The organism is Candidatus Pseudomonas auctus (genome assembly GCF_048654275.1).
Taxonomy (GTDB): Bacteria; Pseudomonadota; Gammaproteobacteria; order Pseudomonadales; family Pseudomonadaceae; genus Aquipseudomonas; species Aquipseudomonas pharyngis.
In genome coordinates this window covers 36,675-59,169 of sequence record NZ_JBJYZK010000003.1, presented here as the reverse complement: position 1 = coordinate 59,169, position 22,495 = coordinate 36,675, and the positions used below count along the sequence as shown (strand labels likewise).

The window sequence follows — 22,495 nt, the reverse complement described above, 5'->3', positions numbered from 1 at the left end:
CCGGTCTCACCGCCACACCTCTCTGTGGTCATTCACAAAACCTGGAACGCTCCCCATGAAGATCTCCCCGATCCTCACGCAGCTGCGTGCGCAATGCCCAAGCCTTGCCGGCCATATCGCGACAGGTTTCGACCTGGCGCTATTGCAAGGCGACCCGAATCTGCCGATGCCCTCGGCCCATGTTTCACCGCTGGCCGACCTGGCCAGCACCAGCACTGCCCAGAACACCGCCAGCCAACCGATCCGCGACCGCTTCGAAATCATCCTGGCACTCGATGCCACGGACGCCACAAAAGCGCTGGATCTGTTGCACGACCTGCGCGCCGAACTTTGGCGTGCGCTGGTGGGTTTCAAACCCGATTCCAACTACAGCGCCATCGTTTACGACGGCGGCGAAACGGTCTCGATCAACAGCAGCCGCGCGTTCTACCGGCTGCGCTTTTTTGCCGAGTTCCAGCTGGGCCGCAATCTGCCAAGTCAGCCTGCGGAGAGTTGGCACGAACGCGAACTGGACGGTTTGTCGTCCTTTACCGGGGCCACCGTGCGGGTCGATGCGATCGACCCGGCCGACCCCAACCTGAAACGCCCGGGCCCTGACGGGCGCGTGGAAATGACTTTCTCTGGAGACGTAACCCCATGAGCAACCGCATCACCGTAGTGCCGGCCCCTGGCCGTGCCGTGCCGGACCCGGAAGCCGGCGACCTGCTGCCACTGGAAGGCCGTGAAGTGCTGGACAGCGCCTGGTGGCGCCGGCGTCTGGCCGACGGCGATATCACCCTCAAAACCGCAACAGCCAAACAAAAGGGAGCCAAATAATGGCGATCGGATTCAGCAACATCCCTGCGGACATTCGTGTACCGCTGTTCTATGCCGAAATGGACAACTCGGCCGCCAATAGCGCGTCCTCGTCCATGCGCCGCCTGATCGTGGCGCAGGTCAACGACAACATCGCTCCGACTGAAGTCGGCAAACTGGTGCTGGTCTCCAGCGTGGCGCTGGCCAAGAGCATTGGCGGCCAGGGCTCGATGCTCGCCTCGATGTACGAGACTTTCCGCAAGGCCGACCCGATCGGTGAGATCTGGTGCCTGCCGCTGCACAACGCCACCGGCGCCATCGCCAAAGGCGTATTGACCCTGACCGGCACCGCGACTCAGGCCGGCGTGCTCAACCTGTATGTCGGCGGCGTTCGCGTCCAGGCCACCGTGGTCAACGGTGCCACCGCTGCCCAGGCGGCCACCGCCCTGGCACAGAAAATCAACGCCACCGCCGATCTGCCGGTGAGCGCTGCGGCCGCTGAAGGCGTCGTCACTCTGAACGCCAAATGGACCGGCGAGAGCGGCAACGACATCAGCCTGCAATTCAATCGCCTGGGCAAGAGCAACGGCGAAGAAACCCCGGCCGGCCTGACCACCGCGATCACCGCCATGACCGGCGGCGTCGGTGTGCCTGACCAGGTTGAAGCGGTTGCCGCACTGGGTGATGAGCCGTTCGAATTCATCGCGCTGCCATGGTCCGACCTGGCCACCCTCAACACCTGGCAAGCGGTGATGGATGACAGCACCGGTCGCTGGTCGTGGGCCAAGCAACTGTTCGGTCACGTCTACAGCGCCAAGCGCGGCACCGTCGGCACGCTGGTGGCAGCCGGTCAGGCACGCAACGACCAGCACATGACCATTCAGGCGCTGGAGCCGGGCGTTCCACAACCGGTGTGGGTACAAGCTGCAGCACTGGCCGCGCGCACGGCGGTGTTCATCTCCGCCGACGCCAGCCGTCCGACCCAGAGCGGCAGCCTGCCGGGCGTCGATCCGGCCCCGGCGAGCGAGCGCTTCACCCTGACCGAGCGTCAGTCGCTGCTCAACTACGGCATCGCCACCGCGTACTACGAAGGCGGCTACGTGCGCATCCAGCGCTCGATCACCACCTACCAGAAGAACGCTTACGGCCAGGCCGACAACTCGTACCTGGACAGCGAAACCATGCACCAGTCGGCGTTCATCGTGCGTCGTCTGCAAAGCGTGATCACCAGCAAGTACGGTCGCCACAAACTGGCTTCCGACGGCACCCGTTTCGGCGCCGGCCAGCCGATCGTCACCCCGGCGACCATTCGCGGCGAGCTGATCGCCCAGTACGCCAAGCTCGAACTCGAAGGCCACGTGGAAAACGCCGAGCTGTTCGCCGAGCACCTGATCGTCGAGCGCGACGTGCAGGACCCGAGCCGCGTGAACGTGCTGTTCCCGCCGGATTACATCAACGGTCTGCGCGTGTTCGCACTGCTCAACCAGTTCCGCCTGCAGTACGACGACGTCGCCTGATCGGCCCGTCTGACACTGTGATTTCAGCCCACCTTGCGTGGGCTTTTTATTTGAAGGGAGTAACACCATGGGTCAACTGATTGCAGGCACCTGCTACGTCAAGGTCGACGGTGCACAACTGACTATCAATGGCGGCTGCGAAGCCCCGCTGATGGCCGTCAAACGCGAAACCGTCGTGCCGGGTTTCTACAAGGAAACCGACATCGCGCCATCGTTCAAGGTGACCGCGCTGCACACCGCCGACTTCCCGTTGAAGAAGCTGATCGAAGGCACCGACATCACCGTCACCTGCGAATTCAGCAACGGCAAAGTCTACGTACTGGCCGGTGCCTACCTGGTCGAAGAACCCGTCTCCAAAGGCGATGACGCCACCATCGAACTGAAATTCGAAGGCATCAAGGGGACCTGGCAATGAGCGGCGCCGTGAAGCTTCAGGTTGCGATCGAAGCTCACGGCGAGCCCCTGACCGAACTCGTCCTGCGCCGCCCGACGGTGCAGGAAGTGCGAGCGATCAAGGCGCTGCCGTACAAGATCGACAAGAGCGAAGAGGTCAGCCTCGACATGGACGTGGCGGCCAAATACATCGCCGTGTGCGCCGGCATTCCGCCGTCGTCGGTCAACCAGCTGGACCTGGCTGACCTCAACGCGCTGAGTTGGGCCGTTGCGAGTTTTTTCATGAGTGCGGCGTCGGAGCCATCACCGACCTGATTTCGGTCGCCTATGACCTGGCCTGGTTCTGGAAGGTTGACCCCGAACAGATGATGGCCAGGCCACTGGATGTGCTTCGCGAATCGCTGGAGCACGCGCAACGGATCAATGCGATGCAGCAGGTGCAGTGATGGCAGAAGAAACCAAAGCTAAAGCGTCGGTGCTGCTTACCGGCATCGACGAACTGTCACCCAAACTCGGCGCCCTGCGAGTGAAGGTCGATGACTTCAAGAAAAACCTCGAACAGACCGGCCTCGGCAAACTGGACATCAGCGGTCTGTTCAAGGGCGGCAGCGTGATTACGCCGTTCGTGGACGGCATCAAGTCGGCTGCGGCGTTTCAGGGCAAATTGACCGAGGTCAGCGAGACGGCGAAAACCGTCGACCTGCCGGACACTCCCAAAGCCGCCGCGCAGAACATGAACGTGTTCAGCGCATCCATGGAGAAGGTATCCGCTGCGGTGGACGCCGCACTGGTGCCGGCGGTGGGCGCATTGGTCGTCGGGCTGGAGCCGATGCTGACCCAGGTCGGCAGCCTGCTGGCCGACAACCCGAAACTGGTCGAAGGCCTGGCAGCGGGGGCGATTGCGTTTTCCGCCATGCAAACCGCCGTCACCGGCATGACCCAGGTGATGGACGTCATGAGCATGGTGCTCAAGACCAACCCGATCATGCTGATCGCCATGGGCATTGCCGTGGCGGCCGGTCTGATCGTGGCCAACTGGACACCGATTTCCGCGTTCTTCACCGGATTGTGGGAGGGCGTGAAAAACGCCGGAGCCAGTGCAATGGCGACGTTGCGCTCGGTGCTCGACTGGCGGCCGCTGGATGCACTGGCGGCGTTGTGGGAACCGGTCACCGGTTTCTTCTCGGGAATCTGGGACAAGGTCAAGGCTGTGACCGCGCCGGTGATCGACTTCTTCAAGTCGGTTTTCTCGTGGTCGCCCGCAGGCCTGATCCTGGAAAACTGGGGACCGTTGACCGGTCTGTTTTCGGCAATCTGGGAACTGCTCAAGGCCTTGAGTGTGCCGGTGATGGCGCTCCTCAGAAACCTGTTTGACTTCTCGCCAATGCAGATGATCGACAGTGCATGGGGCGGTGTGGTCCGGTTCTTCGAACCGATGTTCAGCAGCCTGCGAAAAGCCGCGCAACCGGCCAAAGAATTCCTGGTGTCGTTGTTCGACTTCTCGCCGATGCAGATGATCACAAGCGCTTGGGGCGGTGTTGTTGCGTACTTTCAGCCGGTGTGGACGACGCTGCAATCGGCCGTGCAAATCACCCGGGATACGCTGCGGGCACTGTTCGATTTTTTCCCGATGGAAATGATCACCAGCGCCTGGGGTGGTGTCGTCGGATTCTTCGAACCGATCTGGACGGCACTGCAAACGTCAGTGCAACAGGTCAAAGGCTTTTTCACCGGTCTGTTCGAGTGGTCGCCGCTGGAGCAGATTGCGCAGTACTGGCAGCCCATCGGTGAGGTTTTCTCGGCGCTGTGGGGTGTTGTGCTGGCGCTGTCCGCGCCGGTCGTGGATTTTTTGCACGGCCTGTTCGAATGGAAACCCCTGGATCAGATCATCGAGAGCTGGGGGCCGATTGTCGGGTGGTTCGGCGAGCTGTGGCAAAAGCTGCAAACCGTCATTGCACCGATCAAGGAACTGTTCGACGGTGGCTTCGCCGGGCTGATCGCCAAGGTCACCGGCAAGGTCGAAACCCTGACCGAAGCGCAACGCCAGACCAATGCCGAAGGCAAGGGCGAACTGGCGCCAGCGTTCTTCGGTGCCAGTGCGAAATCCGAGGGTGGCAGTGCGTTGCAGGGCGGTTCGTTGCCGCAATCCTCAGGCGCCCTGATCCAGCAAAGCGCCGCCAACAACCGCACGCAACTCGAAGGCGGCCTGACAGTACGCTTCGAAAACGCGCCGGCGGGGCTGCGCACCGATCAACCGCAAACCAATCAACCGGGGCTGGCGCTCAGTTCGCGCATCGGCTATCGCTCGCTCTCCATGGGAGGTTCCAATGAACTGGCGTGACCGTTTGTTGCCGGCATCCTTTCGCGGTGTCGGTTTCTGGATCGACCAGGCGAAAACCCCGGTCGGTCGCAAGGGGCAGCTGCACGAATATCCGCAACGCGACCTGCCGTTTTTCGAGGACCTCGGCCAGCAGGCCAAGACCCACGACCTGACGGCGTTCATCATCGGTGCCGATTGCCTGGAGCAGCGCGACAAGCTGCTCCAGGCCCTGGAGCAGGGCAGCGGCGAACTGGTGCATCCGTGGCTGGGACGCTTGCAGGTCAAGGTCGGCGAGTGCGACATGACCCACACCCGCCAGGACGGCGGGATGGTGACGTTCAGTCTGAAGTTCTACCCGGACCGACCGCTGCCGTTTCCGACGGCGACGGTCAGCACGCAAAAAGTCCTGCTGATCAAGGCCGAAGGTTTACTCGGCTCGGCGGTGGCGCGTTTCGAACAGGCGATGACCCTGATCAAGGCCGCGCGGATCGGCATCGCCAATCTGCGCAACAGCCTCACCGGCGTGTACGACGTGATCAAGGAGCAGCTCAAGCCGCTGATCGCGCAGTACAAGCAGATCACCGAGCTGGTCAGGGCCGTGAAGGAGCTGCCCAAGGAAGTGGCGGCGGAGTTCAAGGGGTTGCTCGGCGATATCAAGGAGCTGAAGGCATTCGCGAAGGAGGGCTACCGTGGCGTGATTGCCGACGTGTCCCAACAGATCGAAGCCATCCGCAAGGCCGATGCGCCGAAAATCACCACCGGCAAGGACACCAACGCCGCCGCGCAAGCGATGGCCAACCTGGTGCAGGACACGCTGATCGTCAAAGTGGCGCAGTGGGTGGCCTCGATGCCGGTGGCGTCGACGCCGGTGAAACTGACCTCGACACCCTCGCTGGACCAGCAATCGAAGCAGCCGGTCACGCGTCAGGAAGTGCCGGTCACCGACGATCTGCAAACGCTGCAGAAAGAGTTGAACGAAGCGCTGCAAAAGGCTCAGGACAAGGCCGACCCCGCGCACTACCAGGCCATCGCCGATGTGAAGGAAGCGCTGATCGCGCACCTCAAGGCCGTGGCTTCGTCCGGAGTGCGACTGGTCAGCAAAACCTTTCAGGAAACCTTTCCGGCAGTGGTCGTGGCCTACAAACAGTTTGGCGACGCCACCCGGGTGACCGAGGTCATTCAGCGCAACGGTCTGTCTCATCCGAGCTTCCCACCCAACGAAGTCAAAGTTTCCAGGGAGTGAGCCATGAGCGAGATGGACAACCGCGTCACGCTGACCGTCGACAACATGGAATACGGCGGCTGGAAAAGCGTGCAGATCACCGCGGACCTGGAGCGCCAGTTCCGTACCTTCAAACTCGACATCACCTGGCAATGGCCGGGGCAGACCGTGGATCAGCGGATCAAGGCCGGCGACCCGTGCGAAGTGCGGATCGGCCAGGATCTGGTGCTCACCGGTTATGTGTTCAAGGCCCCGATCAGCTATGACGGGCGGCAGATCAGCCTGAGCATCGAAGGCAGTTCCAAGACCCAGGATCTGGTCGATTGTGCGGCGCGAAACATCCCCGGCCAATGGCAGGAACAGCCGCTGTTGAACATCGTCCAGGCCCTGGCCGGGGAATACTCGCAGTTTGTGGTCAACGAGATTCCCGAGACCGCACGCCTGAGCAAACACACCATCGTTCCGGGTGAAACGGTGTTTCAGTCGATCGACCGTTTGCTCTCGCTGTACCGGGTGTTTTCCACCGATGACGCCGAAGGTCGGCTGGTGCTGGCCAAACCGGGCAGCGGCGGCCGCGCGAGCGATGCGCTGGAGCTGGGCAAGAACATTCTCTCGGCCAATGCGCCGATGGATCACAGCCAGGTGTTCTCCGAATACCGGGTGATCGGCCAGCAAAAGGGCAACGACAAGAAGAGCGGGGCGGCGGTCAGCGAGGTTGAATCCAGCGCCACCGACCTGAGCTTCAAGCGTCGGCGCACCACGATCATCAACGAAGGTTCGCAACTGACGTTCGAACTGGCCCAGCAGCGGGCCCAGTGGGAAAGCGCCACGCGCATGGGCCGGGCGCTGACCACCACGTATCAGGTGCAGGGCTGGCGCCAGTCCAACGGCGATCTGTGGCGCCACAACACGCTGGTGAAGGTCAAGGATCCGGTACTCGGTTTCGATGGCGACATGCTGATCTCCAAGGTGACGTACTCGCTGTCGGCACAAGGCTCGGTGACCACGCTGCAAGTGGCGCCGCCGCATACCTTCGATCCTGACCCGACGCCCCCCAAAAAAACCTGAGCCTGACGCCGAACCTGACTGGCATCACCTGGCCCTGTGGGAGCGGGCTTGCCCGCGATAGCGGTAGTTACCGCAAACACTACTTTGCCTGACACACCGCCATCGCGGGCAAGCCCGCTCCCACAGGTTTTGTGTTGGCAAAGTCCTGAGGACAATTCATGAGCCTACTGACACGCCTGCTGGCGCGCGGCACTGTCGTGCTCGCCAATTCGGCATCCAAGCTGCAATCGCTGCAAATGCGCCTCACCGCCGGTGAAGTGAACGACGACCTGGAGCACTTCGAACCCTACGGTTTCACCAGCCATCCGCTGGCCGGTGCCGAAGGCGTCGTCACGTTTCTCGGCGGCGACCGTTCCCACGCCATCGCCCTGGTGGTCGCCGACCGCCGTTACCGCCTGCAATCGCTGGCGGCCGGCGAGGTGGCGATCTACACCGACGAGGGCGACAAAATTCACTTCAAGCGGGGGCGGATCATCGACATCGAAACCGCCACGCTCAATATCCGCGCGAGCACCGCCGTGAACTTCGACACGCCGGTGATCAACCAGACCGGCAAGATCGTCTCAACCGGCGATCAGCTGGCCGGCGGCATCAGCCAGATCAAACACGTGCACGTTGGCGTGCAGGCCGGCAGTGGCCAGACCGGCGCGCCGGCGGGAGGTCAGTGATGCTGTTCAGTCAGAACCTCCACGCCGCGCTGACCCGTGCGGTGCTGATCAGCCTGTTCACCTGGCGCCGTGCCGCCGACGACGATGCCCTCGATGACGAGGAGCGTTTCGGCTGGTGGGGCGACACCTTTCCCACCGTGGCTGACGATCGCATTGGCTCGCGGCTGTGGCTGCTGCGCCGGGTCAAGCTGACCCGCCAGACCCAGATGGACGCCGAGTTCTATGCCCGCGAAGCCTTGCAATGGCTGATCGATGACGGCCACTGCAGCGCCATCGACATCATCAGCGAACGCCTCGACGCCCAGCGCCTGAACCTGCGCACGGTCCTGACCCTGGCCGACGGCGAACGCCTGGACATCAACCCCGATAACAGTTGGCAGGTGATCTATGCCGTTTGAAACCCCTTCGCTGCCGGTGCTGATCAAGCGCACCCAAAGCGACCTGGCCGGCGATTCGCTGCGCCAGTCCGATGCGCAAGTCCTGGCCCGCACACTCGGCGGCGCCGCTTATGGCCTGTACGGCTACCTCGACTGGATTGCCGAGCAGATCCTGCCCGACACCGCCGATGAATCGACCCTGGAACGCATCGCCGCACTGCGCCTGAACCAGCCGCGCAAACCGGCGCAGGTCGCCACCGGCAACGTCAGCTTCAACGCGACGGCGGGTGCGGTGCTGGACGCCGATACGTTGCTGCAGTCGAGTGACGGCCGCACCTTCAAAGTCACCGCCACCCGCACCACCGTCAATGGCGTCAACAGCACCAGCATCGCCGCGCTGGAGGCCGGCAGCCTGGGCAATGCCGAGGCCGGGCTGGCGTTGACGCCGGTGCAGCCGATCACCGGCGTGGTCGGCAACAGTTTTGTGGTGCTGGCGCCGGGGCTCAATGGCGGCGTGGCGCGGGAAAGCCTGGAGTCGTTGCGCTCGCGGGTGATCCGTTCCTACCGCGTGATCCCTCACGGCGGTTCGGCCAGTGACTACGAGACCTGGGCGCTGGAAGTGCCGGGCGTGACTCGTGCCTGGTGCCGAGGCGGCTTCCTCGGGCCGGGCACCGTCGGCGTGTACATCATGCGCGACGATGATCCGCAACCGGTGCCGAATGCCGATCAACTGGCCGAAGTGCAGGCCTACATCGAACCGCTGCGCCCGGTGACCGCCGAAGTCCATGTGCGTCCGCCTGTGCAGAAACCGGTGACCTATCAACTGAAGCTGACCCCCGACACCACCGCCGTGCGTGCCGCCGTCGAAACCCAGTTGCGCGACCTGCACAACCGTGAAGCCGACCTGGGCGAGGATCTGTTGATCAGCCACATCCGCGAAGCGATCAGCAGCGCGGCGGGAGAAACCGATCACGTCTTGTCAGCCCCGGTGGCGAACGTGGCCGCGGGTGACAGCGAACTGCTCACCTTCGGGGGTTGCGTATGGCTGCCATAAGAACCGCCGCGCAATACCAGGCGCAATTGCGCGCCTTGCTGCCGAGTGGTCCGGCGTGGGATCCGGAGCGCGTGCCGGAGCTCGAGGAAGTGCTGGAAGGCGTCGCCGTCGAACTGGCGCGCCTCGACGCCCGCGCCGCCGACCTGCTCAACGAAATGGACCCGGCCGGCGTCAGCGAACTGGTGCCGGACTGGGAGCAGGTGATGAACCTGCCCGACCCGTGCCTCGGCGCCACGCCGCTGTTCGACGACCGCCGCCTCGCCGTGCGCCGCCGCTTGCTGGCGGTCGGCAGCCAGGCCGTCGGCTACTACCTGGAAATCGCCAAAAGCCAGGGTTACCCCAACGCCACCATTACCGAACTCGAAGCCCCGCGCATGGGCCGTTCGCGTTTTGGCGCAGCGCATTGGGGCACCTGGGAAGCGCAGTTCATGTGGACGCTCAACACTGGCGGCCGCTTGCTGCTCGGCCGGCGTTATGGCGCGAGTTACTGGGGCGAGCGCTTCGGCGTGAATCCGGGCTCGGCGCTGGAGTGCCTGATTCATCGGGCGGCACCGGCGCATACCAAGGTGCACATCAACTATGACTAGGAAGGAGTGACGGGATGGATTATCCGAAGAGTGTGCCCAGCTCCGGGCTGGTGGATGGACGGTTTGTCGATGAAAACCCGCTGACCGGAACACCGGGCTCGTTGATTCCCGCAACTTGGGGTAATGGTGTAACGGAAGAGCTGCTGAACGTGATCCGTGCGGCGGGGATGGTCCCCTCCGAAAGCGAGTCGGATCAGTTGCTCAAGGCACTGAAGAATGTCTTGTCTCAGGATGCGATGCCGTTCGCCGCATTGGCTTTTCCAACAGTGGCCACTGCCGACGGGCGCATTCCGGTCAGTGCTGCGAGTGCTGCCGCTGGCGGCACCGTGTCAGTGCCGGGCGGTGTGCTGGTCTGCCTCGGCGAAGAAATTGGCGCTGGCATGACGGCCCGCCCGCGTACGTTGCTGACCTCTGCGTGGACCTCCGCCGGACTGGATATCAACAGCACCTATTTTCTACGGATGCAGATCCGCAACGGGGCACTGGTCTGCTACACGCAAAAAGGTCTCGATACCGATGTGATCCCGGCAGGGATGAAGGCGGGAACCGGGAGCAGTGGCGGTGGTTTCGACTCCACCTGCATCGACATGCTGGTGGCCAGAGTGGTGACCGCAGGAGCCGGGACTTTACCCAAGCTCACGCTGTTGGCGAACAAGGCCCGCATGGAAGCGGTCGGTGTCTGGTCCGGTGCCAATGGCAATTACTCGGTCCCGTTGAACTGGGCGCGCAAACCTCGCGCGTACATTGCAGGGATTTATGATTTTGATGACAACGTCAAAACCGACTATGGCGTGATCAGTGAGGAGATCGGGGTCAACTTTGTCGGTACTCAGTTCATGCCAGAGGGTGGTTTTACTGACCGTTATACGGCGCGTGTAGCGATCGCTGCGTGGTCACAGAACCTGAGCACTTCAGGCCGAATCAACGCTCGCGTCAGATGGGAGGTATGAGGATGAAGGCCATTATCGAAAATGGAGTGGTGACGGCGCTGATGACGGGGGACGTCGATTGCGGCATTCCGGTGCCGGTCGGCCTCCCGGTTTCCACCGGATGGCTGTTCGACAACGAGCGCTTCAGTGCGCCGCCGCAAGTCGATGTTTCGCCGGATGCGCAAATCGAGGCAGAGCGTCAATGGCGCATGGCTGAGCTCATGGCCACTGACTGGCTGGTGACCCGTCATCGCGACGAGCTGGACGTCGGGGCGCAACCGTCCCTGAGCAACAAACAGTTCTCGAAATTGCAGGCCTGGCGTCAGGCGCTGCGCAACTGGCCGGCCTCCAGCGACACGCCGGATAACCCGTCGCGCCCCGAACCGCCCAAGTGGCTGGCGCGGTTGCCCCTTCGGGCACAGTGAACAAGCGCTCCACCTCTGGCCCGACGCCCGCCCTGTGCGGGCGTTTTTCATCGGTGCGCAAGCTGACAGCCGATCGCTGGAGCCACAGCGAATACCTACAGGAATTGAACAGTGGACTACCCAAAGAGTGTCCCCAGCGCCGGTCTGGTGAATGGGAAATTTGTTGATGAGAACCCGCTGACCGGGATGCCGGGATCGTTGATTCCGGCGGATTGGGGGAACAGCGTCACGCAGGAAATTCTCAACGTGATCAAGGCCGGGGATCTGAACCCGGACGAGAAGAAATACGATCAACTGCTGCAAGCGATTCAGAGCGTTTCGGCCAAGGGCTGGAGTCTGGATTCAGCATTGCCCGTCGGCTCATTGCCGTTGCCGACCGTCGCGACGCCTGATGGGCGCTTGCCGATCACGCCAACGGCGGTGTTGACCAGCGGCGGACGTGTGTCGATTCCTGCGGGCGTGTTTGTGAGCATTGGCCAGGAGGTGGTTTCAGGCCAGTTGGGCAGGTCTCGCACGTTCACCACTCAGGCCTGGAGCAGTGCGGATCTGTTGCCGGCCACCGGCTACTTCCTGAGGGCACAGGTCATTAGCGGTGCACTGACGTTCTACATGCAGCGCGGAACGATCTATGACCCGGCACCTGAAGGATTGAAGGGCACCGTCAACAGTGCAGCAGGGGGTGGTTTTCAATCCACGCCGCTGGATATGTGCCTGGCCTGGGTGGTGACTGCCGGGCCCGGCTCGGTACCGATCGTCAGACCGGTCTACAACCGCAAGCATCTGGCATGGAGCCAGACCGTCAACGGCAATGGCGTGGTCTATTTGCCTGTCGATCCCCACACCCGAGCGGCTCGACTGGTGGTGGGCAACCCGACACCGCATCCTACAGGCATTACCGGCGTGTCCTTTGCACCGGGCGGTTGGTTGGGCGGCAACTATTGCTACCTGAATCCGACCGTGGGGACTTCGGGCAACTGGGACGGTTGGTCCACTGCAGGTGCGATGGCGTGCATCTTCACCAGCAACGTGCTCAACGACACAACCGTATCGACCCTGACAGCGAGCTTCGACCACAACGAATTGCGCTCTCTCTGGCAGGTCTATCAGGCCGAGCACACTTTGGGCGCCAGTAATGCTTCCAGCGATGAACTGCTGTTCAGCATGGGTCTGAAAAACCTGTCACCCGGCGACTACTCCAATGGGATCGCCATCAATTTCAGCTCTGCGGTCAACGTCAATTTTTCATGGGAATTGATCCGATGAACATCATTCAGGAACTGCATCAATTCGAAGAGGGGTTGCGTCCACTTCAGCCGTCCGCTGCCCATGACTGGGATGGAAAAACCTGGGTAATGGACAGCGCACGAGGCAGTCAGCTGGATCAGCAGGAAGGCGAAGGGCTTTGCGTTCGGGTCGATGCGGCCGCCGACAGCGCCCGTGCGGTGCTGGCCGGCGATCCGCTCAAGGCGCTGGAGTACGCTCAAGCGGCTGTCGACGCGCAGTCCTTTCAGGACGCGGGCTACCCGAGAAACGATGTGCCACTGTCCGTCGCAGCCTGGGTCGCCAGAGGGCGCAGTGCCAGGCAGGCAGCCGATCAGATTCTCGACAAGGCGACCCGGCTCAGCAACAGCCTGCTGACCCTGCGCACCTTGCGCCTGAAAGCCAAGACCCGGATCCGCACCTTAGCAACCAACAGTCAGATGGATCAGGCCCGCGCTGCTGCCGATGAGGCGCTGCAGGCCATTCGTGAACTGATCGCCAATCCGACCTCGTAACCGCAGTCAGCGTTATCCAGGCCCACTTCATTGTGGGCTTTTTATTTTCAGGAACAGAAACGTCGGCACCGTCGCGAAGGCTTGCCCGCTGCTGCGTTTGATTTGTCATTACAGAGGAACGAACACCAATGGACTATCCAAAAAGCGTCCCCAGCGTCGGCTTGGTCGATGGCCGGTTCGTCGATGAAAATCCGGTGGCGGGAACGCCGGGTTCATTGATACCGGCGGTGTGGGGCAACAGCGTAACCCAGGAAATCCTGAACGTGATCACGGGGGCCGGAATGACGGCTGCCGAGGCGGATACCGGTCAGTTGTTCAAAGCCATTCAATCGATCATCGGTGCTACCAGCCCAATGCGCTCGGTGGTAACGCGGCTTGTCGCTTCGAAGGCTCTGAGCGACCAGGAGCTGGGTCTGGTATTGATCGATGGCAGCCCCGGTGCCACGACGATCACCTTGCCCGGCGCTAATGTCGGGTTGGGTGTGCGCGACGTGATTGTTCGTCGTGTCGACAACAGCGGCAATCGAATGGTGGTGCAGGCATCCGGAACCGACCGGATCCGTTTTCACACGCATTTGTCTGCTAGCGGATACCCGTTTCTGGTGCTGATGGGTGGCGGTGACTGGTGGCATTTGCGCAGCGACGGCGCGGGTAGCTGGTGGCCGGTCGGACGTTTGGACGGTTCGTCACTGGGCCACATTGCCTTTGAGACAACTCTCTCGGTCTTACCGGGTGGCTATGCCGCTTTGAATGGCTCGTTACTCAGCCGCTCGGACTGGCCTTGGCTTTGGGACCACGCGCAACAGTCCGGCATGTTGCGTTCCGAAGCTGATCGTGCCGGTGCATGGTCCTTGGGGGATGGAGCTACAAACTTCCGATTACCAGAAGCCCGTGGCGAGTTTCTAAGGGTACTGGCTGAGGGTGGCCTGATTGATCCGGGACGTATGCCGGGCTCTTGGCAAAAAGGCTCGTTGGTCCAGGGCGACAATGGCATTGGCGACAATATCTTGTTTGCTACGCACATCAGTACCCAAAAGGCCCAGTTGGGGTTCGATATGGGGAATTACACCGATTACTCGGGCTCCACCGTCAAATACATCACCCCTTCTGAGACTGTTTCGCCGATTTCGGACGCAGACCTGTTGAATCATGGCGGCATCACGCGTCCTCGAAACATCGCCTATCCGGGTCGGATCAAACTTATCTGAGGTGCTCATGTTTAATTACTTGTTTGATCACGTGGGCTGTCTGTCTGGTCCCGTTGAGTTTGTCGAAACTCCTGGTCTTGGCGTCCAGTTGCCCAGTAATTCGGTGCAACTGCCTTTTGAATTGCCATCGGCTGGAAGTGGTCGTGTCTGGGCTCTGGTGAACAACATTCCTCGTGAGGTAAGCGATCACCGAGGAGTGGTTTACAGAACGGACAGTGGGGCGAAACAGATGTGGGGTGAACCAGGTGAATTACCGGATTACCTCACTGCCGAGCTCTGGCCTGGGGAGGGGTATATCTGGAACGGTCAGGCATGGAAGCTCGATGAAGCGGCACACTTGTCCGCGATCAAGTCTGTCCTTGTCGACAAGCGCGACACGCTGCTGCGCGACGCCATCCTGCGCATCGCTCCCCTGCAATACGCCGAGGACATCGGCGACGCCAGCCACGAAGAGCAACTGCAATTGCTCGAGTGGAAGCTCTACAGCGTGGAGCTGAACCGTATCGAAAAACAGGCCGGTTTCCCGGAGCAAATCACCTGGCCTTCAGTGCCTGGCACCCGCACAGCAGATTGATAAGGAGATGAATCTTGGACTATCCCAAAAGCGTACCCAGCGTCGGGCTGGTGAACGGGCAATTTGTCGATGAGGATCCTGTCGCCGGAAAACCCGGCTCGCTGATTCCCGCCACATGGGGCAATGGCGTCACGCAGGAAATTCTCAGCGTCGTGCAGGCCGCCGGCATGACCCCTAACGAGGGGAACACTCATCAACTGCTCGACGCACTGCGCAGTCCGGCGTTGTTCACGACGGCTGCACAATTTGATGTCAGTCGCTCTGCCGCGACCACCGAGTTTGTCCAGCGGGCACTTGGCAACTACGCCAGTGCGCGCGGCATCTCCGGCTCGACCCAACTGACCCTGGCGGATATCGGCTGTTCGGTCGGGATGGGCGGAAATGCTGCGTACACCGTGACCTTGCCGGACGCCACTGCGGTGCCCAGCGGTGCAACGATCAGCCTGCATTGCCGAAACAGCGCAGCGGTCACGGTTGCCAGTAAAACCGGTACGCAGATCAGCCCCCAGGGGGCGTATCTGGGGTCGATCACGATGAACGGCGGTGAGAGTGCGACCTTCGTCCGGGAGTCGGGTGTCTGGGTCGTTTACGGCACCGCTGCGTTGAAGTATTCGGCGCTCTATGCGTCGCAGTTCGCCACGGCCGGATATCAGAAACTTCCCAGCGGCTTGATTGTGCAGTGGGTGACCGGGGGCTCCGATGTGAATGGAATCATGACGGTGTCGTTACCAATGATGTTTCCCAATGCTGTCCTCGGCGGGATCGCCAATGAAGGCTATCCGGCAGGCTGGGGCAGTTCCAACGTCACTGTCTGGGCATTCGACGGGGCCAACTCCACGACATCGACGGTTGTTGCCAGGGTTCGCAATGTCCTGGCGTCGAGTGTGAAGGCTGAACCTGGAATCTCGGGGCGCATATTGGTTTGGGGACGATAACCATGGCTATTTATTTTCATGCACAGACACGCGGCTTTGAACTGGTCGACAGCCCCTATCCGGAACCACCTGAAGGCGCCGTGGAAATCACCCGCGCCCAATACGCCGAACTGTTTGCCGGGCAGGCAAGCGGCAAGGTCATCAGCGCCAGTGCCAGCGGTCAGCCCGTATTGAACGACCCGGTCATCTCCCCGCAGGCACTGGCTTCCCGGGAGCGCGCGTGGCGCGACAACGTCCTGCAAGACACTCAATGGCTGGTGTGGCGTGACGCTGAAGAGCTGGAAGTCGGCGAGGGCACGACGCTGCGTACCGAAGAATTCAAACAGCTTCTTGCCTATCGGCAGGCACTGCGCGACTGGCCCAATGATCCGGAATTTCCGGATGCCCAGGCTCGCCCTGTAGAGCCCGACTGGCTTGAAGGCTTGCTGCGGTCGAACGGCTGAACCGTTGACCCGATCAATGAGGAATCAAAGTGGATTATCCGAAAAGCGTTCCCGGCTCAGGCCTGGAGAATGGCAAGTTCGTCGATGAAGACCCGATTGCCGGAAAACCGGGATCGTTGATCCCGGCCAGTTGGGGCAACAGTGTGACCCAGGAAATTCTCAACGCGATCACGGCCGCCGGCCTGACGCCGGATGAGGAGCAGACCGATCAACTGGCCCAGGCCATCCGGCAACTGGCGAAACCGGATCCGTTGCAGCAGTTTCCTGTGCAGGTGTATCGCAAGAATCTGTTGATCAATGGCGGATTCAATATCTGGCAACGCGGCACGACCAATCAGGCGCCGAACATCGGTGGGTATGTGGCGGATCGCTTCCGGTGCGACTGGAACGGCAACGCTGGTGTCAGCATTTCGCGCCAGGAATTTGCCCTCGGTCAAACGGAAGTCGTGGGTGAACCCGCTTATTTCCTGCGCTGGCAGCAGGCCACCGCAGGCACGGGAGCAACGGTGCATAAAGTCGCCCAGAGCATTGAATCGGTCAGGACCCTGGCCGGACGAATGGCGACAGTCAGCTTCTGGGCGCGATCCGATGCGACGCGTCCTTTGCGTGTCACGATTGCCCAGCAATTCGGGGCGGGCGGTTCGGAGGGTGTCGTGAAGGTTGTCGACGTCTTTCAACTGAGTACGTCGTGGAAGAAATACAGCGCAACGTTTCAGGTGCCAACCATCGCCGGGAAAATGCTAGGCGTGAATGACTGCCTGACCTTGTCGTTCGATCTGCCGCTCAACGTGTTGCAGACCGTCGATCTGGCACAGATGCAATTGGAGGAGGGGCCGGTTGCGACACCATTTGAATACCGTCCAGCGGCGGAAGAGTTGACTCTCTGTCAGCGCTATTTCGAAAAATCTTTTGTAAACCGTTTGCCGATCCGTTCGAACAACGGTCCAGGAACCTGTATCGCCACCTTTTCCCAGGTAGCGGCAGCCAATTCCGGCCAATATGGAATGTGCATCGATATGCAGGTGCCCAAGCGAGTTCAGCCAACGGTCGTGACGTATTGCCCTGGTGAGGCGAGCAATCAAGTCTGGCATTCATCACTTGCGAAGGCCTGCACAGGCACCATCCTGCAAAGTGTGAGCGAGCGAGGGTTTGCGCTTGCCACCGTGACGCCCGTAGGCAGCTTTCCCGGGCAGGCATTGCAGGTCGATTGGACCGCGGACGCGGAAATCTAGGGGACAAGTCCATGAGTTATCAGCTCACATCGTATGGCGTTCTGCGCCTGAGTGATTCAGCGTTTATTCCACAGGATCCCGTTAATCGGGACTGGCTTGAGTACCAGGAGTGGCTGGTGTCCGGAGGGCAGGTACTGCCACTGGACCCGCCGATAGAGAGTCTGACGGCCAATCAAGGCATGCTGGGGTTGTTCAAGCGAATGATCCAGGTGTCCCCGGACAGCATGCTGAAAACTGAGGTAAACAATGGCTGATCAGCTTTGGTCGCCAACCGTGATTCAATCGGCGCATCCAGGGAGGATCGAGCATTATGCAAATCACTGAAGACAATCTACTCACCATCATGCCCAACGCCCGCCGCCAAGCGGGCGTTTTTGTTTCTGCACTCAACGATGCCATGGCGCGCCATCGCATCGACACGCCCAAGCGTATTGCCGCGTTTCTCGCCCAGATCGGACACGAGTCGGGGCATTTTCAGTACGTGCGTGAACTAGGCAACAACCAATACCTGAGCAAATACGACACCGGTACGCTGGCGTTGCGTCTGGGCAACACGCCCGAGGCCGATGGCGACGGGCAGAAGTATCGCGGTCGTGGACTGATCCAGATCACCGGTCGCAGCAATTACCGCCAGTGCAGTCTCGGGCTGTTCGGCGATGAACGTCTGCTGGCGCTGCCGGAACTGCTGGAGCAACCGCAATGGGCGGCCGAGTCCGCCGCGTGGTTCTGGGCGCAGAACGGCCTGAACGAGCTGGCGGATCAGGATCAGTTCAACAGCATCACTCGGCGAATCAACGGCGGGTTGAACGGTTTGCAGGATCGCCTGGAACTCTGGGGGCGGGCGAGGGCGGTGCTATGCCTGCCTTCGGTCTGAGCGTCTGGCGGCTGATCGGCCTGATGCTGCTGGCCGCAGGGTCGGCGGCGCTGGCCTGGCAGTTTCAGGACTGGCGCTACGGTCGCCAATTGGCCGAACAGGCGCGGTTGCACACCGAAATCCTCAATCAACTGACCCTGACGGCCGCCACCGCGCAACAGGCCGAACAGGACAAGCGTCTGGCCCTGGAGCAACGGCTCACGGCCAGTGAACAAACCCATTATCGAGCACTGAACGATGCCCAACGTGATCAGGATCGTCTGCGTGATCGTCTTGCCACTGCTGATCTGCGCCTGTCAGTCCTCATCGACGCAGGCGACGCTGCCCAAGGCTGCGGTGTGCGAGCCGCCTCCGGCACCGGCGGCGTGGATCATGCAACCGTACGCGCCCGACTTGACCCGGCGCATGCTCGACGAATTGTCGCCATCACCGGCGAAGGCGACCGCGGACTGATTGCCTTGCAGGCCTGTCAGGCCTATATCAGAGCGCTGGCGCCTGCACATTTTGAATAAGCTTGTGTATTGAAAGCGCAACCGGCTCGTGTACGGTGGTACCCATTCCATCCGATCCGGAGCGCGCCGTGAAAGAAATCACTCAACTGGCGGCCGAACTTGGCCGACGTCTGCAATTGCTAAATGCCCACGTCACTACGGCCGAGTCCTGTACCGGTGGCGGGATTGCCGAAGCCATTACCCGGATTCCGGGGAGTTCGGCGTGGTTCGAGGCGGGTTACGTGACTTACTCCAACCGCCAGAAAACTCAGCAATTGAATGTGCCGACGGAGCTGTTCGGCACCGTGGGTGCGGTCAGTCGCGAGGTGGTCGAGGCCATGGTGCGGGGCGCCCAGGACAAAAGCCTGGCGCGGTTTGCCGTGGCGGTCAGCGGCGTGGCCGGGCCGGACGGTGGTTCGCCGAACAAACCGGTGGGCACTGTCTGGCTGGCGTGGGGCGTGGGCGACCAGGTTTCCAGCGAGATCCAGCACTTCCCCGGCAACCGCGACGAAGTCCGCCGACAAACGGTGAAGGCCGCGCTAGAGGGCTTGCTGCGACTAGCGGCACGAGAAATCGAAAATCAGGGGTAGGCGATCCGTGAACGCTGTGGAATAATACTGGCTACTTATACAGGTGTTGGCCGTCAGGCCTTATTGATTACGTGAGGACTTTAATGGACGACAACAAGAAGAAAGCCTTGGCTGCGGCCCTGGGTCAGATCGAACGTCAATTCGGCAAGGGTGCCGTAATGCGTATGGGCGATCAGGACCGTCAGGCGATCCCGGCCATTTCCACCGGCTCTCTGGGTCTGGACATCGCACTCGGCATCGGCGGCCTGCCAAAAGGCCGTATCGTTGAAATCTACGGTCCTGAATCTTCCGGTAAAACCACACTGACGCTGTCCGTGATCGCCCAGGCTCAAAAAGCCGGCGCGACCTGCGCCTTCGTCGACGCCGAACACGCCCTCGACCCTGAGTACGCCGGCAAGTTGGGCGTCAACGTCGACGACCTGCTGGTTTCCCAGCCGGACACCGGCGAACAGGCCCTGGAAATCACCGACATGCTGGTGCGCTCCAACGCCGTTGACGTGATCATCGTCGACTCCGTGGCCGCTTTGGTGCCAAAGGCTGAAATCGAAGGCGAAATGGGTGACATGCACGTGGGCCTGCAAGCCCGTCTGATGTCCCAGGCGCTGCGTAAAATCACCGGTAACATCAAGAACGCCAACTGCCTGGTGATCTTCATCAACCAGATCCGCATGAAGATCGGCGTGATGTTCGGCAGCCCGGAAACCACCACCGGTGGTAACGCGCTGAAGTTCTACGCCTCGGTTCGTCTCGACATCCGCCGTACTGGCGCGGTGAAGGAAGGCGACGAAGTGGTCGGCAGCGAAACCCGCGTCAAGGTTGTGAAGAACAAGGTGGCTTCGCCGTTCCGTCAGGCCGAGTTCCAGATTCTCTACGGCAAGGGTATCTACCTGAACGGCGAGATGATCGACCTGGGCGTGCTGCACGGTTTCGTCGAGAAGTCCGGCGCCTGGTATGCCTACGAAGGCACCAAGATCGGTCAGGGCAAGGCCAACTCGGCCAAGTTCCTGGCGGACAACCCGGAAGTCGCGGCCAAGCTCGAGAAGCAACTGCGTGACAAACTGCTGTCGCCAGCAGTGATCGCCGACTCCAAGGCTTCTGCGGTCAAAGAGACCGAAGACGACCTGGCTGACGCTGACATCTGATTGCACCGATGACAACTGCCGTACTCGATACCCTCGTCGCGGTGCGGCGAACCGCCATGGACCTGCTCGCACGCCGCGAGCATGGTCGAGTCGAGCTGACGCGCAAACTGCGTCAGCGTGGCGCTCCCCCCGAGATGATCGAAACAGCCCTCGACCGTTTGACGGAAGAAGGGCTGCTTTCCGAAGCCCGTTATCTTGAAAGCTTTGTTTCCTATCGCGCCCGCTCCGGTTACGGCCCTCTGCGGATTCGCGAAGAACTGAGCCAACGCGGTTTGCAACGCGCCGATATCGAACTCGCCTTGCGTGAGAGTGGTATCAACTGGCAGGAGCAGCTAACGGACACGTGGCAACGGAAGTTCTCCGGACAGCTTCCCGGCGATGCCAAGGAACGCGCCAGACAAGGTCGATTCCTGGCGTACCGGGGATTCTCGATGGAGATGATCAACCGTTTGTTCAGCGGAAGAGGGATGGACGATTAAATCGCTCCAGCTTCAGCTCAGCTTCATCTAAAAAGTAAAAACGGCCCGCTATTTCGATAGCGGGCCGTTTTTTTTGCCTTCACGTTACCTTCGACGGTTCGCGGGTGCGTTGCGCGGTCTGGGGTTTTGACTGGGCCCAGTTTTCCGGCTGGTTGATGTAGTCCACCAGTTCCCGCAGCCGCCCGTGGTTTCGGGCATTGAACGCGAATGCCAGGCGCGTCAGGTGGCTGAATTGAGCTTCGTCGTGCTCTTCGCCGGCGTAGGCGTGTTGATGGAACTGATCACTCAGGCACAGATCGGCAAAAGCCTCCTGCATATGGTCGAGGGCCTGATCGCTAAGTTTGTGATTCATGCGAATGACAAACTGGCGCTTGAGCCAGCGGCTGGAATGGAAGTTGCCGTAGAACTGGTTGATCTGCTCCACCGCCTCTTCAACGTTGTAGACCAGGCGCATCAGCTTCAAGTCGGTCGGCAGGATGTAGCGGTTTTCCTCTAGTTGCTGACGGATGAAGTCCAGCGCGCCTTGCCAGAACGTGCCGCCCGGTGCGTCCAGCAGCACCACCGGCACCAGGGGGCTTTTGCCGGTCTGGATCAGCGTGAGCACTTCCAAAGCTTCGTCCAGGGTGCCGAACCCCCCTGGGCACAAGACCAGCGCATCGGCTTCCTTGACGAAGAACAGCTTGCGGGTGAAGAAGAAATGGAACGGCAGCAGGTTATTGGTACCGTCCACGGTGGGGTTGGCGTGTTGCTCGAAGGGCAGGGTGATGTTGAAGCCCAGGCTGTGATCGCGGCCGGCACCTTCATGGGCGGCGGCCATGATTCCGCCGCCGGCACCGGTGATGACCATCATGTTCGAGCGAGCCAGCGATGCCCCGAGTTCCCGAGCCATGGCGTAAAGGGGATGTTCGACCGGTGTACGAGCCGAGCCGAACACCGTGACCTTGCGTCGTCCCTTGAACTGTTCGAGCGTGCGAAAGGCCTGCTCCAGTTCGCGCAGGGCTTGCAGGGTGATCTTGGCATTCCAGCGGTTGTGATCTTCCTGGGCCATGCGCAGCACGGTCAGGATCATGTCGCGGTAGATGGGGGAATTCGGGCTGTTGGGTGACACCAGGTTGAGTTGTTCTTCGACCTTGTTGATGAGGTCGGGGCCGCTTTCCTGAAAATGACGGCTGAGCAGGTCATTCGGTTGGTAAGGCATGCAACTTCTCCTTCTGCACAGAGCTTCCGGCCCTGACGTGCGACGTCAGTGCCGCGCTGCAAGAAAACAAACAGCCGGCAGCTCCTTTCCTGCCGTTAATAAAGATCGGGAATACGTTGAATCTAGACCCTCAATGCATTTTTCGCTCATTGAGCATCGCGCCGCAAAGTCTTTGCTGGCAACTGCTTATTGCCGCTTT

Annotated in this window: 28 protein-coding genes; 27 read left to right on the top strand and 1 reads right to left on the bottom strand. The window is 61.1% G+C overall.

The window, feature by feature from the left end; genetic code table 11:
- Positions 1 to 55 precede the first annotated feature (55 nt).
- The 27 genes from ACKUG4_RS06710 (at position 56) to recX (ending at position 21,098) form a co-directional block, all read left to right on the top strand.
- On the top strand, positions 56 to 640 hold the full coding sequence (locus tag ACKUG4_RS06710; RefSeq protein WP_445433692.1) for a phage tail terminator protein: 585 nt from the start codon (positions 56 to 58) through the stop codon (positions 638 to 640).
- The gene (locus ACKUG4_RS06705) at positions 637 to 816 is read left to right on the top strand and encodes a DUF2635 domain-containing protein (protein WP_039771254.1); all 180 of its coding nucleotides are present in this window, start codon (positions 637 to 639) and stop codon (positions 814 to 816) included. Before ACKUG4_RS06710 ends, ACKUG4_RS06705 begins: the two co-directional genes overlap by 4 nt.
- Entirely contained in the window at positions 816 to 2,312 is a 1,497-nt protein-coding gene (locus ACKUG4_RS06700) for a phage tail sheath subtilisin-like domain-containing protein (protein ID WP_443522517.1), read from the top strand. The genes ACKUG4_RS06705 and ACKUG4_RS06700 overlap by 1 nt, the downstream gene beginning before the upstream one ends.
- Positions 2,313 to 2,379: 67 nt before the next feature.
- Positions 2,380 to 2,727, top strand: coding sequence for a phage tail tube protein (locus tag ACKUG4_RS06695; RefSeq protein ID WP_007908779.1), 348 nt, complete (start codon positions 2,380 to 2,382; stop codon positions 2,725 to 2,727).
- Positions 2,724 to 3,020 carry a phage tail assembly protein gene (locus tag ACKUG4_RS06690; RefSeq protein ID WP_003222226.1) on the top strand — a complete coding sequence of 99 codons (297 nt, stop codon included), beginning with the start codon at positions 2,724 to 2,726 and terminating at the stop codon, positions 3,018 to 3,020. Before ACKUG4_RS06695 ends, ACKUG4_RS06690 begins: the two co-directional genes overlap by 4 nt.
- Before the next feature lie 130 nt (positions 3,021 to 3,150).
- Entirely contained in the window at positions 3,151 to 5,046 is a 1,896-nt protein-coding gene (locus ACKUG4_RS06685; RefSeq protein ID WP_445433691.1) for a phage tail protein, read from the top strand.
- Positions 5,033 to 6,268, top strand: a complete 1,236-nt coding sequence (locus ACKUG4_RS06680; protein WP_039771262.1) for a DNA circularization protein — start codon at positions 5,033 to 5,035, stop codon at positions 6,266 to 6,268. The genes ACKUG4_RS06685 and ACKUG4_RS06680 overlap by 14 nt, the downstream gene beginning before the upstream one ends.
- Positions 6,269 to 6,271: 3 nt before the next feature.
- Positions 6,272 to 7,315, top strand: a complete 1,044-nt coding sequence (locus ACKUG4_RS06675) for a phage baseplate assembly protein (protein ID WP_085612318.1) — start codon at positions 6,272 to 6,274, stop codon at positions 7,313 to 7,315.
- Between the two features lie 158 nt (positions 7,316 to 7,473).
- On the top strand, positions 7,474 to 7,983 hold the full coding sequence (locus tag ACKUG4_RS06670) for a phage baseplate assembly protein V (RefSeq protein ID WP_064593841.1): 510 nt from the start codon (positions 7,474 to 7,476) through the stop codon (positions 7,981 to 7,983).
- Positions 7,983 to 8,381, top strand: coding sequence for a phage GP46 family protein (locus ACKUG4_RS06665; protein ID WP_007954906.1), 399 nt, complete (start codon positions 7,983 to 7,985; stop codon positions 8,379 to 8,381). The genes ACKUG4_RS06670 and ACKUG4_RS06665 overlap by 1 nt, the downstream gene beginning before the upstream one ends.
- On the top strand, positions 8,371 to 9,414 hold the full coding sequence (locus ACKUG4_RS06660) for a baseplate J/gp47 family protein (RefSeq protein WP_074691337.1): 1,044 nt from the start codon (positions 8,371 to 8,373) through the stop codon (positions 9,412 to 9,414). Before ACKUG4_RS06665 ends, ACKUG4_RS06660 begins: the two co-directional genes overlap by 11 nt.
- Positions 9,402 to 10,001: a YmfQ family protein gene (locus tag ACKUG4_RS06655; protein ID WP_039771270.1), complete on the top strand. Its 600-nt coding sequence runs from the start codon at positions 9,402 to 9,404 to the stop codon at positions 9,999 to 10,001. The genes ACKUG4_RS06660 and ACKUG4_RS06655 overlap by 13 nt, the downstream gene beginning before the upstream one ends.
- A gap of 14 nt (positions 10,002 to 10,015) precedes the next feature.
- A complete protein-coding gene (locus tag ACKUG4_RS06650; RefSeq protein ID WP_064593845.1) occupies positions 10,016 to 10,951 on the top strand; it encodes a P1/P2 acidic ribosomal protein in 936 nt (311 codons plus the stop codon).
- A 2-nt stretch (positions 10,952 to 10,953) separates the two neighbouring features.
- A complete protein-coding gene (locus ACKUG4_RS06645; RefSeq protein ID WP_064593847.1) occupies positions 10,954 to 11,355 on the top strand; it encodes a hypothetical protein in 402 nt (133 codons plus the stop codon).
- A gap of 111 nt (positions 11,356 to 11,466) precedes the next feature.
- Positions 11,467 to 12,618: a phage tail protein gene (locus tag ACKUG4_RS06640; RefSeq protein ID WP_445433690.1), complete on the top strand. Its 1,152-nt coding sequence runs from the start codon at positions 11,467 to 11,469 to the stop codon at positions 12,616 to 12,618.
- On the top strand, positions 12,615 to 13,130 hold the full coding sequence (locus ACKUG4_RS06635) for a hypothetical protein (protein WP_064593851.1): 516 nt from the start codon (positions 12,615 to 12,617) through the stop codon (positions 13,128 to 13,130). Before ACKUG4_RS06640 ends, ACKUG4_RS06635 begins: the two co-directional genes overlap by 4 nt.
- Positions 13,131 to 13,258: 128 nt before the next feature.
- Positions 13,259 to 14,338 carry a phage tail protein gene (locus ACKUG4_RS06630; RefSeq protein ID WP_064593854.1) on the top strand — a complete coding sequence of 360 codons (1,080 nt, stop codon included), beginning with the start codon at positions 13,259 to 13,261 and terminating at the stop codon, positions 14,336 to 14,338.
- Positions 14,339 to 14,345: 7 nt separating this feature from the next.
- Positions 14,346 to 14,912 carry a tail fiber assembly protein gene (locus ACKUG4_RS06625; RefSeq protein WP_064593856.1) on the top strand — a complete coding sequence of 189 codons (567 nt, stop codon included), beginning with the start codon at positions 14,346 to 14,348 and terminating at the stop codon, positions 14,910 to 14,912.
- Between the two features lie 14 nt (positions 14,913 to 14,926).
- A complete protein-coding gene (locus ACKUG4_RS06620) occupies positions 14,927 to 15,847 on the top strand; it encodes a gp53-like domain-containing protein (protein ID WP_445433689.1) in 921 nt (306 codons plus the stop codon).
- 2 nt (positions 15,848 to 15,849) lie between these two features.
- Positions 15,850 to 16,290: a phage tail assembly chaperone gene (locus ACKUG4_RS06615; RefSeq protein ID WP_011332736.1), complete on the top strand. Its 441-nt coding sequence runs from the start codon at positions 15,850 to 15,852 to the stop codon at positions 16,288 to 16,290.
- A gap of 29 nt (positions 16,291 to 16,319) precedes the next feature.
- The gene (locus tag ACKUG4_RS06610) at positions 16,320 to 17,522 is read left to right on the top strand and encodes a carbohydrate binding domain-containing protein (RefSeq protein ID WP_445433688.1); all 1,203 of its coding nucleotides are present in this window, start codon (positions 16,320 to 16,322) and stop codon (positions 17,520 to 17,522) included.
- Between the two features lie 11 nt (positions 17,523 to 17,533).
- Positions 17,534 to 17,776 (top strand): hypothetical protein, encoded by a 243-nt coding sequence (locus tag ACKUG4_RS06605; RefSeq protein WP_445433687.1) that lies wholly within the window; start codon positions 17,534 to 17,536, stop codon positions 17,774 to 17,776.
- Positions 17,777 to 17,832: 56 nt separating this feature from the next.
- Positions 17,833 to 18,396 carry a glycoside hydrolase family 19 protein gene (locus ACKUG4_RS06600; RefSeq protein ID WP_445433686.1) on the top strand — a complete coding sequence of 188 codons (564 nt, stop codon included), beginning with the start codon at positions 17,833 to 17,835 and terminating at the stop codon, positions 18,394 to 18,396.
- Positions 18,378 to 18,908 (top strand): lysis system i-spanin subunit Rz, encoded by a 531-nt coding sequence (locus ACKUG4_RS06595; protein ID WP_445433685.1) that lies wholly within the window; start codon positions 18,378 to 18,380, stop codon positions 18,906 to 18,908. The genes ACKUG4_RS06600 and ACKUG4_RS06595 overlap by 19 nt, the downstream gene beginning before the upstream one ends.
- Before the next feature lie 68 nt (positions 18,909 to 18,976).
- Complete coding sequence (locus ACKUG4_RS06590) at positions 18,977 to 19,477, top strand: CinA family protein (RefSeq protein WP_445433684.1); 501 nt, start codon at positions 18,977 to 18,979, stop codon at positions 19,475 to 19,477.
- An 83-nt stretch (positions 19,478 to 19,560) separates the two neighbouring features.
- Complete coding sequence (gene recA / locus ACKUG4_RS06585) at positions 19,561 to 20,619, top strand: recombinase RecA (protein ID WP_003222269.1); 1,059 nt, start codon at positions 19,561 to 19,563, stop codon at positions 20,617 to 20,619.
- Between the two features lie 8 nt (positions 20,620 to 20,627).
- Positions 20,628 to 21,098, top strand: a complete 471-nt coding sequence (gene recX / locus ACKUG4_RS06580) for a recombination regulator RecX (protein ID WP_039771298.1) — start codon at positions 20,628 to 20,630, stop codon at positions 21,096 to 21,098.
- Between the two features lie 79 nt (positions 21,099 to 21,177).
- On the opposite strand, the gene ACKUG4_RS06575 is transcribed toward recX, so the two are convergent.
- The gene (locus tag ACKUG4_RS06575) at positions 21,178 to 22,296 is read right to left on the bottom strand and encodes an LOG family protein (protein WP_445433683.1); all 1,119 of its coding nucleotides are present in this window, start codon (positions 22,294 to 22,296) and stop codon (positions 21,178 to 21,180) included.
- Positions 22,297 to 22,495: the final 199 nt, after the last annotated feature.

What these genes read in the sequence shown, in the direction of transcription:
- ACKUG4_RS06710 (WP_445433692.1), top strand. Translation starts at nt 56, where the DNA reads ATGAAGATCTCCCCGATCCTCACGCAGCTGCGTGCGCAATGCCCAAGC.
- ACKUG4_RS06705 (WP_039771254.1), top strand. Translation starts at nt 637, where the DNA reads ATGAGCAACCGCATCACCGTAGTGCCGGCCCCTGGCCGTGCCGTGCCG.
- ACKUG4_RS06700 (WP_443522517.1), top strand. Translation starts at nt 816, where the DNA reads ATGGCGATCGGATTCAGCAACATCCCTGCGGACATTCGTGTACCGCTG.
- ACKUG4_RS06695 (WP_007908779.1), top strand. Translation starts at nt 2,380, where the DNA reads ATGGGTCAACTGATTGCAGGCACCTGCTACGTCAAGGTCGACGGTGCA.
- ACKUG4_RS06690 (WP_003222226.1), top strand. Translation starts at nt 2,724, where the DNA reads ATGAGCGGCGCCGTGAAGCTTCAGGTTGCGATCGAAGCTCACGGCGAG.
- ACKUG4_RS06685 (WP_445433691.1), top strand. Translation starts at nt 3,151, where the DNA reads ATGGCAGAAGAAACCAAAGCTAAAGCGTCGGTGCTGCTTACCGGCATC.
- ACKUG4_RS06680 (WP_039771262.1), top strand. Translation starts at nt 5,033, where the DNA reads ATGAACTGGCGTGACCGTTTGTTGCCGGCATCCTTTCGCGGTGTCGGT.
- ACKUG4_RS06675 (WP_085612318.1), top strand. Translation starts at nt 6,272, where the DNA reads ATGAGCGAGATGGACAACCGCGTCACGCTGACCGTCGACAACATGGAA.
- ACKUG4_RS06670 (WP_064593841.1), top strand. Translation starts at nt 7,474, where the DNA reads ATGAGCCTACTGACACGCCTGCTGGCGCGCGGCACTGTCGTGCTCGCC.
- ACKUG4_RS06665 (WP_007954906.1), top strand. Translation starts at nt 7,983, where the DNA reads ATGCTGTTCAGTCAGAACCTCCACGCCGCGCTGACCCGTGCGGTGCTG.
- ACKUG4_RS06660 (WP_074691337.1), top strand. Translation starts at nt 8,371, where the DNA reads ATGCCGTTTGAAACCCCTTCGCTGCCGGTGCTGATCAAGCGCACCCAA.
- ACKUG4_RS06655 (WP_039771270.1), top strand. Translation starts at nt 9,402, where the DNA reads ATGGCTGCCATAAGAACCGCCGCGCAATACCAGGCGCAATTGCGCGCC.
- ACKUG4_RS06650 (WP_064593845.1), top strand. Translation starts at nt 10,016, where the DNA reads ATGGATTATCCGAAGAGTGTGCCCAGCTCCGGGCTGGTGGATGGACGG.
- ACKUG4_RS06645 (WP_064593847.1), top strand. Translation starts at nt 10,954, where the DNA reads ATGAAGGCCATTATCGAAAATGGAGTGGTGACGGCGCTGATGACGGGG.
- ACKUG4_RS06635 (WP_064593851.1), top strand. Translation starts at nt 12,615, where the DNA reads ATGAACATCATTCAGGAACTGCATCAATTCGAAGAGGGGTTGCGTCCA.
- ACKUG4_RS06630 (WP_064593854.1), top strand. Translation starts at nt 13,259, where the DNA reads ATGGACTATCCAAAAAGCGTCCCCAGCGTCGGCTTGGTCGATGGCCGG.
- ACKUG4_RS06625 (WP_064593856.1), top strand. Translation starts at nt 14,346, where the DNA reads ATGTTTAATTACTTGTTTGATCACGTGGGCTGTCTGTCTGGTCCCGTT.
- ACKUG4_RS06615 (WP_011332736.1), top strand. Translation starts at nt 15,850, where the DNA reads ATGGCTATTTATTTTCATGCACAGACACGCGGCTTTGAACTGGTCGAC.
- ACKUG4_RS06605 (WP_445433687.1), top strand. Translation starts at nt 17,534, where the DNA reads ATGAGTTATCAGCTCACATCGTATGGCGTTCTGCGCCTGAGTGATTCA.
- ACKUG4_RS06600 (WP_445433686.1), top strand. Translation starts at nt 17,833, where the DNA reads ATGCAAATCACTGAAGACAATCTACTCACCATCATGCCCAACGCCCGC.
- ACKUG4_RS06595 (WP_445433685.1), top strand. Translation starts at nt 18,378, where the DNA reads ATGCCTGCCTTCGGTCTGAGCGTCTGGCGGCTGATCGGCCTGATGCTG.
- recA (WP_003222269.1), top strand. Translation starts at nt 19,561, where the DNA reads ATGGACGACAACAAGAAGAAAGCCTTGGCTGCGGCCCTGGGTCAGATC.
- recX (WP_039771298.1), top strand. Translation starts at nt 20,628, where the DNA reads ATGACAACTGCCGTACTCGATACCCTCGTCGCGGTGCGGCGAACCGCC.
- ACKUG4_RS06575 (WP_445433683.1), bottom strand. Translation starts at nt 22,296, where the DNA reads ATGCCTTACCAACCGAATGACCTGCTCAGCCGTCATTTTCAGGAAAGC.